Annotated in this window: 4 protein-coding genes, 1 tRNA gene and 6 rRNA genes; 2 read left to right on the top strand and 9 right to left on the bottom strand. The window is 57.9% G+C overall.

The features are described 5' to 3' along the window. Positions 1-124: 124 nt before the first annotated feature. The 3 genes from rrf (ORD20_RS09610) to ORD20_RS09600 all read right to left on the bottom strand — a co-directional run bounded on the left by rrf (ORD20_RS09610) (position 125) and on the right by ORD20_RS09600 (position 4,762). Positions 125-242: ribosomal RNA gene (rrf, locus tag ORD20_RS09610) — 5S ribosomal RNA — on the bottom strand. Positions 243-278: 36 nt separating this feature from the next. After that, a 23S ribosomal RNA gene (locus ORD20_RS09605) occupies positions 279-3,180 on the bottom strand. Between the two features lie 71 nt (positions 3,181-3,251). After that, positions 3,252-4,762: ribosomal RNA gene (locus ORD20_RS09600) — 16S ribosomal RNA — on the bottom strand. Together the 16S, 23S and 5S rRNA genes form the textbook arrangement of a ribosomal RNA operon. Positions 4,763-5,051: 289 nt before the next feature. Between ORD20_RS09600 and msrB the strand changes: the two genes are divergently transcribed. Together msrB and ORD20_RS09590 are read left to right on the top strand one after the other, a co-directional pair. After that, positions 5,052-5,486, top strand: coding sequence for a peptide-methionine (R)-S-oxide reductase MsrB (gene msrB / locus ORD20_RS09595; RefSeq protein ID WP_242968140.1), 435 nt, complete (start codon positions 5,052-5,054; stop codon positions 5,484-5,486). A gap of 30 nt (positions 5,487-5,516) precedes the next feature. Continuing rightward, positions 5,517-5,822 carry an NINE protein gene (locus tag ORD20_RS09590; protein WP_103373775.1) on the top strand — a complete coding sequence of 102 codons (306 nt, stop codon included), beginning with the start codon at positions 5,517-5,519 and terminating at the stop codon, positions 5,820-5,822. 12 nt (positions 5,823-5,834) lie between these two features. Here ORD20_RS09590 and metA read toward each other — a convergent pair whose 3' ends face one another. From metA to ORD20_RS09560, 6 genes are all read right to left on the bottom strand, one after another. After that, positions 5,835-6,752, bottom strand: coding sequence for a homoserine O-acetyltransferase MetA (gene metA / locus ORD20_RS09585; RefSeq protein ID WP_103373776.1), 918 nt, complete (start codon positions 6,750-6,752; stop codon positions 5,835-5,837). 832 nt (positions 6,753-7,584) lie between these two features. Further along, positions 7,585-7,702: ribosomal RNA gene (gene rrf / locus ORD20_RS09580) — 5S ribosomal RNA — on the bottom strand. Between the two features lie 36 nt (positions 7,703-7,738). After that, positions 7,739-10,640: ribosomal RNA gene (locus ORD20_RS09575) — 23S ribosomal RNA — on the bottom strand. A gap of 24 nt (positions 10,641-10,664) precedes the next feature. Next, a tRNA-Ile gene (locus tag ORD20_RS09570) sits at positions 10,665-10,740 on the bottom strand. An 83-nt stretch (positions 10,741-10,823) separates the two neighbouring features. Then, positions 10,824-12,335: ribosomal RNA gene (locus ORD20_RS09565) — 16S ribosomal RNA — on the bottom strand. Between the two features lie 188 nt (positions 12,336-12,523). After that, positions 12,524-13,642 carry a glycosyl hydrolase family 18 protein gene (locus tag ORD20_RS09560; RefSeq protein ID WP_103376149.1) on the bottom strand — a complete coding sequence of 373 codons (1,119 nt, stop codon included), beginning with the start codon at positions 13,640-13,642 and terminating at the stop codon, positions 12,524-12,526. Positions 13,643-13,675 lie beyond the last annotated feature (33 nt).

The following is a 13,675-nucleotide window of genomic DNA, read 5'->3' as shown; positions in this document are numbered from 1 at the left end:
AAAAAATCCCTAAGGGACAAACTCCTCGAATGAGTTTTTGTCCTCTATAGCAATATCCCTCCACGATCGAAATGATAAATAAAGAGGTCCCTTTCATATTATAGAAAGGGACCTCTTAAAAATATTGTCGGCACGACTGGGCCTCCCAGATCCCTGCGGATCCAGTACCACCAGCGAGGCAGTGGGGGACGACCGTGTGCGGCATGGGAACGGGTCAACACACTTCCTCTGAGGCACCGACAAAGGCGTCGGACCATCTCGGGCCCTAACAACTTCACAGGAGAAAGGACTTGACCGATTAGTATGGCCTCGCTCCGCCCGTTGCCGGGTGTCCACGGACCACCTATCGACCCACTGTTCTGGTGGGGGTCTCTCGGGGCTCTGACGAGCCCCCTGGATATCTCATCTTGGGGCCGGTTTCGCGCTTAGATGCGGTCAGCGCTTCTCCGATCCGAACATAGCTTCCCAGCGCTGCGTTTGGCAACACAACTGGGCACACCAGCGGTTCGTCCACTCCGGTCCTCTCGTACTAGGAGTCGCGCCCCGCAAATATCCTCCGCTTACGACGGAGAGGGACCGAACTGTCTCACGACGTTCTGAACCCAGCTCACGTACCGCTTTAATTGGCGAACAGCCAAACCCTTGGGACCGACTTCAGCCCCAGGATGCGATGAGCCGACATCGAGGTGCCAAACCTTCCCGTCGATATGGACTCTTGGGGAAGATCAGCCTGTTATCCCCGGGGTAGCTTTTATCCGTTACGCGATGGCCCTGCCACACGGTGCCACCGGATCACTAAGCCCGCCTTTCGGCCCTGCTCGCACTGTCGCGCTCGCAGTCAAGCTCCCTTGTGCCTTTGCACGCCCTGCACGCTGTCCAACCGTGCTGAGGGAACCATGGGGCGCCTCCGTTACACTTTAGGAGGCGACCGCCCCAGTCAAACTGCCCCCCTGCCACTGTCCCGCGTCGGGTGACGACGGCGGTTAGATCGTGCACGCCGTGAGGGTGGTATCCCAAGGATGGCTCCCCCGCCGCTGACGCGGCGGCTTCTCCGCCTCCCACCTATCCTGTACACACGTCGCGCTCGACCCATGGCAGGCTACAGTAAAGCTCCACGGGGTCTTTCTGTCCAGTCGTAAGAACCCTGCATCTTCACAGGGATTGCAATTTCACCGAGTCTCTCGTTGAGACAGTGCCCAAGTCGTTACGCCTTTCGTGCGGGTCGGAACTTACCCGACAAGGAATTTCGCTACCTTAGGACCGTTATAGTTACGGCCGCCGTTGACTGGGGCTTCGGGTCGGCGCTTGCACACCTCGCCTTAACCTTCCAGCACCGGGCAGGCGTCAGCCCCTATACGGCGTCTTGCGACTTCGCAGGGACCTGTGTTTTTGGTAAACAGTCGCTTGGGCCGCTGTAGTGCCCCCGGCGGCGGACGCCGCCGGGCCCCCTTCTCCCGAAGTTACGGGGGTAATTTGCCGAGTTCCTTAACGAGAGGTCACTCGCGCGCCTGAGGCTCCTCGCCTCACCTACCTGTGTCGGTTTCGGGTACGGACACTCGGACACTCCCGAATCACTTTTCTTGGTCGCGGACGGCGCTCACTTCCGTACTAGCGTTTCCGTCCCCCTGGCGGGACGCCCTCGACCAACGGGGCGCTGACCCCCGTCCGCGACGTCCTGATTCGTTCGCCATGTCCGACTGGTCACGGAATCTCCACCGTGTCTCCATCGACTACGCCTTAACGGCCTCGCCTTAGGCCCGACTAACCCGGAGCGGACGATCCTGCCTCCGGAACCCTGCGGCTTTCGGCGGGCCCGATTCTCACGGGCCTTTTCGCTACTCATACCGGCATTCGCACTCCGCCGCGGTCCACGGCCGTTTCCACGACCGCTTCGCCCCCCGGCGGACGCTCCCCTACCACTGGCCCCCGTGCGGGGGCCAATTCGCCGCTTCGGTAGTCCGCTTAGCCCCGGACATTCTCGGCGCCGCGCGACTGCGACCAGTGAGCTATTACGCACTCTTTCAAGGATAGCTGCTTCTAAGCCAACCTCCTGGCTGTCTCGATCACGCGACGACCTTTGCCACTCAGCGCACATTTAGGGACCTTAGCGGACGATCTGGGCTCTTGCCCTTTTGACCTTGGAGCTTATCCCCCAACGTCTGACTCTCTCCCGCCTACCGACGACTTTGTCGTTTGCGAACAGGCAGTAATCCTTCACGGACCCCTTCCATTCACAGAGCGCTACCCCGTCGGTATTGTTCGGGGAGGCTCGCCCTCAAGCGATTTCGGGGAGAACCAGCTATCTCCGTGTTCGATTGGCATTTCACCCCTAGCCGCCGCTCATCCCAGCCCTTTTCAACGGACACGGGTGCGGCCCTTCATCCCGGCTTAAGGGGATTGCAGCCTGGCGCCGGCTAGATCACACGGTTTCGGGTCGATCGACCGCCACTTGTCGCCCTCTTCAGACTCGCTTGCGCTCCGGCTCCCGTCCTTGCGGACGTTAACCTCGCGGCGGCCGGTCACTCGCCGGTTCATTCTTCAATAGGCACGCCATCATCCCGTTGCCGAGACTCTGACGGCTTGACAGCACACGGTTTCAGGGTCTCTTTCACTCCCCTCCCGGGGGGCTTTTCACCGTTCCCTCACGGTACTTTGCGCTATCGGTGACGGATGGTCGGTAGTCTTGGGCGGTGGGCCGCCCAGCTTCCCACGGTCTTTCACGAGAACCGTGGTACTCGGGATCAGCGGCCGGTCCGGCCGCGGCAGCACGACGGGGCTCTCACCCGCTCGGGCGCTGCATTCCAACAGCTTCATGCTCCCGCGACCGCGCCGGGGCGGGCCCCCTACTGGCCCGCATCCGCTGTCCACAACCCGACGACTCCGCGGAGGTAGGCCGTCTCGGAGCCGTCGTTTGGACTGGTCCCCGTTCGCTCGCCGCTACTAAGGGATTCGCTTTCGCTTTCTCGACACAGGTACTGAGATGTTTCAGTTCCCCGCTTTGGACTCGGTCGGGCCCTAGTGGCCCGCCGTCTAGACCTGCCGGTCTAGGGGTTTCCCCATTCGGTGACCCTCGGATCGATGCGTGCGACGCCGCTCCCCGAGGCCTTTCGTGGCGTGCCACGACCTTCTTCGCCCCATCCGCACCCGAGGCATCCCCCGTGTGCTGGTGTTGTCTTTCTCCTGTAAAGTTGTCAAGGTCCGAGTCGGTCCTTGGAAACCATATCGTCATGTGCGTCGGGAGCATTCCCTAGAAAGGAGGTGATCCAGCCGCACCTTCCGATACGGCTACCTTGTTACGACTTCACCCCAATCATCCGCCCCACCGTCGACGGGACCGTCCCTCACGGGTTCGGCCGACCGGCTTCGGGTGTGGCCAACTCTCGTGGTGTGACGGGCGGTGTGTACAAGGCCCGGGAACGAATTCACCGCCCCATGCTGATGGGCGATTACTAGCAATTCCGGCTTCATGCAGGCGAGTTGCAGCCTGCAATCCGAACTGAGATCCCGTTTGAAGGATTCGCTCCCGCTCGCGCGGTCGCGGCCCGTTGTCGGGACCATTGTAGCACGTGTGTAGCCCAGGACATCAAGGCCATGCGGATTTGACGTCATCCCCACCTTCCTCCGGTTTGTCACCGGCAGTCTCGTGTGAGTGCCCGGCCGGACCGCTGGCAACACACGACAAGGGTTGCGCTCGTTGCGGGACTTAACCCAACATCTCACGACACGAGCTGACGACAACCATGCAGCACCTGAGCACGCTCCCCGAAGGGCCCGCCGCTTTCGCGGCGCTCACGTGCCTGTCCAGTCCTGGTAAGGTTCTGCGCGTTGCGTCGAATTAAACCACATGCTCCACTGCTTGTGCGGGCCCCCGTCAATTCCTTTGAGTTTCAACCTTGCGGCCGTACTCCCCAGGCGGGATACTTAGTGCGTTAGCTCCGGCACCGCAGGGTGGACCCCCACGACACCTAGTATCCATCGTTTACGGCGTGGACTACGGGGTATCTAATCCCGTTTGCTCCCCACGCTGTCGCGCCTCAGCGTCAGGGTCAGGCCAGTGCGCCGCCTTCGCCACTGGTGTTCTTCCTGATCTCTACGCATTTCACCGCTCCACCAGGAATTCCACGCACCTCTCCTGCCCTCCAGTGCGACCGTTTAGCCGCCCTCCTCCGGGTGAGCCGGAGGCTTAAAACCGCTACGTATCGCACCGCCTACACGCCCTTTACGCCCAGTAATTCCGGACAACGCTTGCCCCCTACGTCTTACCGCGGCTGCTGGCACGTAGTTTGCAGGGGCTTCCTTCGTCGGTACCGGCTCCCCGGGACTCCCGTCCCGGTCTTCGTCCCGACAGACAGAGCTTTACAACCCGAAGGCCGTCTTCACTCACGCGGCGTTGCTCCATCAGGCTTGCGCCCATTGTGGAAGATTCCCTACTGCTGCCTCCCGTAGGAGTCTGGGCCGTGTCTCAGTCCCAGTGTGGCCGTTCACCCTCTCAGGCCGGCTACCCATCGTCGCCTTGGGAGGCCGTTACCCCCCCAACTAGCTAATGGGCCGCGAGCTCCGCGATGAGCGCCAGTTGCCCAGCTTTCTTCCCGTAGGAACGTATGCGGGATTGCCGCGCCTTTCGGCCCGATATCCCCCACTCATCGATAGATCACTCACGTGTTCCTCACCCGTCCGCCGCTGACCCGAAGGTCCGCTCGACTTGCATGTATTACGCACGCCGCCAGCGTTCGTCCTGAGCCAGGATCAAACTCTCCATGACTCATTGTCTTGCTGACTGTTTCTGTTTCCCTTGACGCATTCATGACGATATAGTTTTCAAGGACCGACGCCGCCCGCTGAAGCGGGGGGCTCACTGTCCTCGCGGACAGCTTTGATATAATAACACCATGGCACAGGATTTGTCTATAGCTTTTTTAAAGTTTTTTGGTTGGCTGAACTTTACTCCCACCGCATTGCTCTTCTCCAACTAATGGGTGTATGGTGAGAGTACCAACGTTAATATTAATAGATGGCACATCCCAAACAAAAGCAACAATGAGGTGATTCCACTGTCAAAAAAAGACGACGCTTTACCGAAGCTTACGCCCCTCCAATTCTTCGTAACCCAACAAAACGGAACAGAACCTCCGTATCAAAATGAATATTGGGATAACCATGAAGAAGGGCTGTACGTTGATGTCGTCTCCGGGATCCCATTATTCTCTTCTCGGGACAAGTTCGATTCGCATTGTGGATGGCCAAGTTTTACAAAACCATTAAGCCCGGACGTGATCCATGAGACTCTGGACACCAGTCACGGAATGCGCCGGATTGAAGTGCGCAGTACAGAAGCAGATTCCCATTTAGGACATGTTTTTGATGATGGCCCACGGGATAAGGGCGGACTACGCTATTGCATTAATTCCGCAGCGCTGCGCTTTATTCCCATCACAAAGCTCGAAGAAGCCGGATATGGCCGTTACTTAGATCTTTTTAAGAAATAGCGCATCCACCACTGCGAAGGAGGGCACATTATGAGGGACAAGGTCAACGCCGGGCTTTTAGCCCTATTTTTGGGCGCATTTGGCCTACAGAAATTTTATCTCAGGAAACACGCACAAGGCGTGCTCTATGTTCTCTTTTCTTGGACATTTATTCCCATGATTGCCTCATTCATTGAGGCTATCCGAATTTTTTCGATGACCGATGACCAATTTGATGACCGCTACAATACGGTATTTCATGACCAATTGGAAAACCTACGTGCGCTACGCAATAACGGACGGATCACACAAGATCAATTCGACGCCCAAAGGCACGCATTGACCCAGCTGCAATAACCTCCTTCTCCTTTAAACGCGCGGCCTGCCCAACTCATAGGGCGTTTCCTGGTAAACATAGTAGTTCAACCAGTTGCTAAACAGTAGGTGCGCATGAGCTCTCCATTTATGCACCGGAGTTTTGGCTGGGTTGTTCGCTGGAAAGTAGTCGCGCGGCATTGCAATGTCTAATCCGCGGCCCTTGTCGCGTTCGTACTCCTTGCTCAAGCTGTCACTATCATATTCGGCATGACCGGTGGCAAAAACCTGCCGCCCATCCTTAGTGGCCAAAAGATATAATCCTGCATCCGCTGAATCCGCCAAAATCTTCAAAGCCGGAATTTTAACAACATCCTCCTCTCGAATTTCTGTGTGGCGCGAGTGCGGCACGAAAAATTGTTCATCGAAGCCTCGGACAAGAGGTGTTTGTTCACGTAGGCGGTGCTCAAAAACTCCAAACATTTTTTGCGGCAAGTCATATTTAGGAATGCCATAGTGATGGTAAAGAGCAGCCTGTGCCCCCCAACAGATATGAAAAGTGGATGTCACATGCTCTAACTTCCAGTCCAATATCCGCTGCATTTCCGGCCAGTAGTCCACCTCTTCAAAAGCGAGATGCTCTATAGGAGCTCCCGTAACAATCATGCCATCAAAATACTGGTCCGCAATTTCGTCAAAGGTATTGTAAAAAGCCATCAAATGCTCTTGAGACGTGTTTTTCGAATTATGATTCTTAATCCGGAGCAAAGTCACATCAACTTGTAATGGCGTATTGCCCAACAATCGCAACAACTGCGTCTCGGTCGTCTCCTTAAGAGGCATAAGATTCAAGATAATGATTCGCAAGGGTCGAATATCCTGATGTCCTGCTTTTTGGTCGCCCATGACAAAAATATTCTCACGGTGCAAAATCTCTTTGGCCGGAAGATGATCGGGAATTTTTATGGGCACAAATTATACCTGCCTTTCTTACTACAGCCTTGTACTGGCTGATCAGTGAACTCCCCTTCGGCCATTGTTGCAGACATGACAATGACCCAGTGCCATGAGGCGAAAATTCAGGGCGGCTCCTAGACACTTTGTACTAAAGTTGCCGTGAGCCCAAGCTTCTCCTATTGTAGCATGGTTAAAGGCTTTATTCAGGTTTGCCGCAGGTGCCGGCCCCAAACCTATTAATAGCCTGCGTACGACTCCGATTACTCCTTGCGTTCCCCTCTGGGTGTAACGTCACGTTCTTGGTGTTCGGCAACACGGCATTTGCCCCCTTAATCTGCCCGGTCGCACCTTGCTTTTGGCAGGACGAGAGGAAATCGCGGTGATACTGACAAACCACTGATCGGGCTCTACAACACACCGCGTGAAACGCAACGACCCAGCCGGAGATGGGGGGCCACCGAGAGAAAACCGATCCTGGGGCTGGGTGGACGTTGGCGTGGATCGGACGGCGCAAGGAGTGCTGCGAGAGCTGGGGTACGCGCTTGTTGGCGTCCCAAGCTTCATGTGGCCGTTGCCATGCACTGTCCGCTCTGCCTTGGTGAAGGAGGCGGCCAGTTTGAGGACGATAGTCATCCTTATAATTCCGGCCTTGTTGACACCATCCGGATATTTCTGGTCTTGGCGGGTTCGCGGTATCGGCAGCAGGAAACCTGGTGTGATCACGGGTGAATGTTCGGCCTCCAACCCATTCGCGGCTGACGCGAAATGAGACTGGGGTCCAGAACCCGATCGATCCTCAGAAAGCACTAAAAACCCCCCGTCTATTTCAGACGAGGGGTGAAAAAAATTGTCGGCACGACTGGGCCTCCCAGATCCCTGCGGATCCAGTACCACCAGCGAGGCAGTGGGGGACGACCGTGTGCGGCATGGGAACGGGTCAACACACTTCCTCTGAGGCACCGACAAAGACGTCGGACCATCTCGGGCCCTAACAACTTCACAGGAGAAAGGACTTGACCGATTAGTATGGCCTCGCTCCGCCCGTTGCCGGGTGTCCACGGACCACCTATCAACCCACTGTTCTGGTGGGGGTCTCTCGGGGCTCTGACGAGCCCCCTGGATATCTCATCTTGGGGCCGGTTTCGCGCTTAGATGCGGTCAGCGCTTCTCCGATCCGAACATAGCTTCCCAGCGCTGCGTTTGGCAACACAACTGGGCACACCAGCGGTTCGTCCACTCCGGTCCTCTCGTACTAGGAGTCGCGCCCCGCAAATATCCTCCGCTTACGACGGAGAGGGACCGAACTGTCTCACGACGTTCTGAACCCAGCTCACGTACCGCTTTAATTGGCGAACAGCCAAACCCTTGGGACCGACTTCAGCCCCAGGATGCGATGAGCCGACATCGAGGTGCCAAACCTTCCCGTCGATATGGACTCTTGGGGAAGATCAGCCTGTTATCCCCGGGGTAGCTTTTATCCGTTGCGCGATGGCCCTGCCACACGGTGCCACCGGATCACTAAGCCCGCCTTTCGGCCCTGCTCGCACTGTCGCGCTCGCAGTCAAGCTCCCTTGTGCCTTTGCACGCCCTGCACGCTGTCCAACCGTGCTGAGGGAACCATGGGGCGCCTCCGTTACACTTTAGGAGGCGACCGCCCCAGTCAAACTGCCCCCCTGCCACTGTCCCGCGTCGGGTGACGACGGCGGTTAGATCGTGCACGCCGTGAGGGTGGTATCCCAAGGATGGCTCCCCCGCCGCTGACGCGGCGGCTTCTCCGCCTCCCACCTATCCTGTACACACGTCGCGCTCGACCCATGGCAGGCTACAGTAAAGCTCCACGGGGTCTTTCTGTCCAGTCGTAAGAACCCTGCATCTTCACAGGGATTGCAATTTCACCGAGTCTCTCGTTGAGACAGTGCCCAAGTCGTTACGCCTTTCGTGCGGGTCGGAACTTACCCGACAAGGAATTTCGCTACCTTAGGACCGTTATAGTTACGGCCGCCGTTGACTGGGGCTTCGGGTCGGTGCTTGCACACCTCGCCTTAACCTTCCAGCACCGGGCAGGCGTCAGCCCCTATACGGCGTCTTGCGACTTCGCAGGGACCTGTGTTTTTGGTAAACAGTCGCTTGGGCCGCTGTAGTGCCCCCGGCGGCGGACGCCGCCGGGCCCCCTTCTCCCGAAGTTACGGGGGTAATTTGCCGAGTTCCTTAACGAGAGGTCACTCGCGCGCCTGAGGCTCCTCGCCTCACCTACCTGTGTCGGTTTCGGGTACGGACACTCGGACACTCCCGAATCACTTTTCTTGGTCGCGGACGGCGCTCACTTCCGTACTAGCGTTTCCGTCCCCCTGGCGGGACGCCCTCGACCAACGGGGCGCTGACCCCCGTCCGCGACGTCCTGATTCGTTCGCCATGTCCGACTGGTCACGGAATCTCCACCGTGTCTCCATCGACTACGCCTTAACGGCCTCGCCTTAGGCCCGACTAACCCGGAGCGGACGATCCTGCCTCCGGAACCCTGCGGCTTTCGGCGGGCCCGATTCTCACGGGCCTTTTCGCTACTCATACCGGCATTCGCACTCCGCCGCGGTCCACGGCCGTTTCCACGACCGCTTCGCCCCCCGGCGGACGCTCCCCTACCACTGGCCCCCGTGCGGGGGCCAATTCGCCGCTTCGGTAGTCCGCTTAGCCCCGGACATTCTCGGCGCCGCGCGACTGCGACCAGTGAGCTATTACGCACTCTTTCAAGGATAGCTGCTTCTAAGCCAACCTCCTGGCTGTCTCGATCACGCGACGACCTTTGCCACTCAGCGCACATTTAGGGACCTTAGCGGACGATCTGGGCTCTTGCCCTTTTGACCTTGGAGCTTATCCCCCAACGTCTGACTCTCTCCCGCCTACCGACGACTTTGTCGTTTGCGAACAGGCAGTAATCCTTCACGGACCCCTTCCATTCACAGAGCGCTACCCCGTCGGTATTGTTCGGGGAGGCTCGCCCTCAAGCGATTTCGGGGAGAACCAGCTATCTCCGTGTTCGATTGGCATTTCACCCCTAGCCGCCGCTCATCCCAGCCCTTTTCAACGGACACGGGTGCGGCCCTTCATCCCGGCTTAAGGGGATTGCAGCCTGGCGCCGGCTAGATCACACGGTTTCGGGTCGATCGACCGCCACTTGTCGCCCTCTTCAGACTCGCTTGCGCTCCGGCTCCCGTCCTTGCGGACGTTAACCTCGCGGCGGCCGGTCACTCGCCGGTTCATTCTTCAATAGGCACGCCATCATCCCGTTGCCGAGACTCTGACGGCTTGACAGCACACGGTTTCAGGGTCTCTTTCACTCCCCTCCCGGGGGGCTTTTCACCGTTCCCTCACGGTACTCTGCGCTATCGGTGACGGATGGTCGGTAGTCTTGGGCGGTGGGCCGCCCAGCTTCCCACGGTCTTTCACGAGAACCGTGGTACTCGGGATCAGCGGCCGGTCCGGCCGCGGCAGCACGACGGGGCTCTCACCCGCTCGGGCGCTGCATTCCAACAGCTTCATGCTCCCGCGACCGCGCCGGCGCGGGCCCCCTACTGGCCCGCATCCGCTGTCCACAACCCGACGACTCCGCGGAGGTAGGCCGTCTCGGAGCCGTCGTTTGGACTGGTCCCCGTTCGCTCGCCGCTACTAAGGGATTCGCTTTCGCTTTCTCGACACAGGTACTGAGATGTTTCAGTTCCCCGCTTTGGACTCGGTCGGGCCCTAGTGGCCCGCCGTCTAGACCTGCCGGTCTAGGGGTTTCCCCATTCGGTGACCCTCGGATCGATGCGTGCGACGCCGCTCCCCGAGGCCTTTCGTGGCGTGCCACGACCTTCTTCGCCCCATCCGCACCCGAGGCATCCCCCGTGTGCTGGTGTTGTCTTTCTCCTGTAAAGTTGTCAAGGTCCAAAATGGTGGGCCGAGGTGGACTTGAACCACCGACCTCCCGCTTATCAGGCGGGTGCGCTAACCACTGCGCTATCGGCCCTTCATAGAACTGATGAACTCATCAACGAGTTCTCCCAGTCCCCAAAAACCATATCGTCATGCCGCGTCGGGAGCATTCCCTAGAAAGGAGGTGATCCAGCCGCACCTTCCGATACGGCTACCTTGTTACGACTTCACCCCAATCATCCGCCCCACCGTCGACGGGACCGTCCCTCACGGGTTCGGCCGACCGGCTTCGGGTGTGGCCAACTCTCGTGGTGTGACGGGCGGTGTGTACAAGGCCCGGGAACGAATTCACCGCCCCATGCTGATGGGCGATTACTAGCAATTCCGGCTTCATGCAGGCGAGTTGCAGCCTGCAATCCGAACTGAGATCCCGTTTGAAGGATTCGCTCCCGCTCGCGCGGTCGCGGCCCGTTGTCGGGACCATTGTAGCACGTGTGTAGCCCAGGACATCAAGGCCATGCGGATTTGACGTCATCCCCACCTTCCTCCGGTTTGTCACCGGCAGTCTCGTGTGAGTGCCCGGCCGGACCGCTGGCAACACACGACAAGGGTTGCGCTCGTTGCGGGACTTAACCCAACATCTCACGACACGAGCTGACGACAACCATGCAGCACCTGAGCACGCTCCCCGAAGGGCCCGCCGCTTTCGCGGCGCTCACGTGCCTGTCCAGTCCTGGTAAGGTTCTGCGCGTTGCGTCGAATTAAACCACATGCTCCACTGCTTGTGCGGGCCCCCGTCAATTCCTTTGAGTTTCAACCTTGCGGCCGTACTCCCCAGGCGGGATACTTAGTGCGTTAGCTCCGGCACCGCAGGGTGGACCCCCACGACACCTAGTATCCATCGTTTACGGCGTGGACTACCGGGGTATCTAATCCCGTTTGCTCCCCACGCTGTCGCGCCTCAGCGTCAGGGTCAGGCCAGTGCGCCGCCTTCGCCACTGGTGTTCTTCCTGATCTCTACGCATTTCACCGCTCCACCAGGAATTCCACGCACCTCTCCTGCCCTCCAGTGCGACCGTTTAGCCGCCCTCCTCCGGGTGAGCCGGAGGCTTAAAACCGCTACGTATCGCACCGCCTACACGCCCTTTACGCCCAGTAATTCCGGACAACGCTTGCCCCCTACGTCTTACCGCGGCTGCTGGCACGTAGTTTGCAGGGGCTTCCTTCGTCGGTACCGGCTCCCCGGGACTCCCGTCCCGGTCTTCGTCCCGACAGACAGAGCTTTACAACCCGAAGGCCGTCTTCACTCACGCGGCGTTGCTCCATCAGGCTTGCGCCCATTGTGGAAGATTCCCTACTGCTGCCTCCCGTAGGAGTCTGGGCCGTGTCTCAGTCCCAGTGTGGCCGTTCACCCTCTCAGGCCGGCTACCCATCGTCGCCTTGGGAGGCCGTTACCCCCCCAACTAGCTAATGGGCCGCGAGCTCCGCGATGAGCGCCAGTTGCCCAGCTTTCTTCCCGTAGGAACGTATGCGGGATTGCCGCGCCTTTCGGCCCGATATCCCCCACTCATCGATAGATCACTCACGTGTTCCTCACCCGTCCGCCGCTGACCCGAAGGTCCGCTCGACTTGCATGTATTACGCACGCCGCCAGCGTTCGTCCTGAGCCAGGATCAAACTCTCCATGACTCATTGTCTTGCTGACTGTTTCTGTTTCCCTTGACGCATTCATGACGATATAGTTTTCAAGGACCGACGCCGCCCGCTGAAGCGGGGGGGCTCACTGTCCTCGCGGACAGCTTTGATATAATAACACCGGACTCGCGCCAATGCAAGCCCTTTTTTAAACCTTTTTAAAAACCGTTGGAACGGAAGGTTTACTGCAAGAAATCCCAAATTTTTGGGTCCTCAATGCCTAGTCGCCACAACGCAATGCCCCGCAACTCATATCCTGATACCAAATTTATCTTCGATAAGAGACTTTGAGTGTCTTCAAACCATACCGAATGGGTTTGCCCATCTTGAACATAAACAAAGTGGTTTTGCCCTGATTGATGGGTATACTGCTCCTCTAGGCCTTGTGCCTGACCATAACTTAACGCAACAGCGCCAGAACCACCCCAATCATAGCCGTAACCCGGGATCCCAAGAATCACTTTGCGAGGCGGCACAACAGAAATAGTGTAATTCAAAACTGATTGAACCCAAGAGGGTGAGGCGATCGGACCGGGAGCGCCACCTGCATAATGCTCGTCGTAAGCCATAATCATCAATAAGTCTGCACTTTTCGCTAACGCCGCGTAATTATACGCACCTGTCCATGAATTCTGCGGTTGATAGCTTGTCTCTGCTGGCAAAGACAAGGTGACATAATATCCGTGTTGATGAAAGACCTGCGCTAACCGTTGAACAAAAGACGTAAAAGCATTTTGTTCTCCAGGGGCAATGCCTTCCCAGTCAAGATTCACCCCATCAAAACCGTTATCTTCTACTAGGGTTAACATATTTTCTATAGCACGATTGCTCGCCTGCGCGCTATTTAATAACGGTCCGAAAACCGATTGGCCTGCCATATTTTCGACGAGAGCAAACGTCCATAGGTTATGTTCGCGGGCAATTTTCAATACCGCTGGATTCGTTTGCCCCGTAATCGTCCCGTTGGCTTCAATCGTGTACCAAAAAGGAATAATCCCGCTTAAAAAAGGCAAATAATGTTGAAGCATGGCTGCCGCATTACCTTGATTGCCCGGGTCATAAAAATATCCCAACACCATTCCTGGGGGCAATCCATCAGTCGGCGACGCCTGACGCGCTTTGGCATTAGCACGATGACGCAAGGACACGGAAACCTCCGCCGGGCGCAAAAGGGCCCGGTCCCAACTGGCCACGACAGGAACATTTTGAAGATAGAGCAAGGCTCCAATCACGGCAATCAAGGCGATAATTCCCATAATGACGGTCCTTGGATGCCTTCGGCCTGATATTGGCGACCACATTCACGCCCCTCCTTCATCTCAATGCATTCTATG

The sequence above is a fragment of the Sulfobacillus thermotolerans genome, assembly GCF_039623705.1.
In the GTDB taxonomy this organism is placed as follows: domain Bacteria; phylum Bacillota; class Sulfobacillia; order Sulfobacillales; family Sulfobacillaceae; genus Sulfobacillus; species Sulfobacillus thermotolerans.
Note: the sequence above shows the minus strand (reverse complement) of the source record. Positions and strands in the feature narration are given on the sequence as shown.

Bases quoted from the DNA above. Each gene is read 5' to 3' on its own strand.
- ORD20_RS09590 (WP_103373775.1), top strand. From the start codon at position 5,517: ATGAGGGACAAGGTCAACGCCGGGCTTTTAGCCCTATTTTTGGGCGCA.
- ORD20_RS09560 (WP_103376149.1), bottom strand. From the start codon at position 13,642: ATGTGGTCGCCAATATCAGGCCGAAGGCATCCAAGGACCGTCATTATG.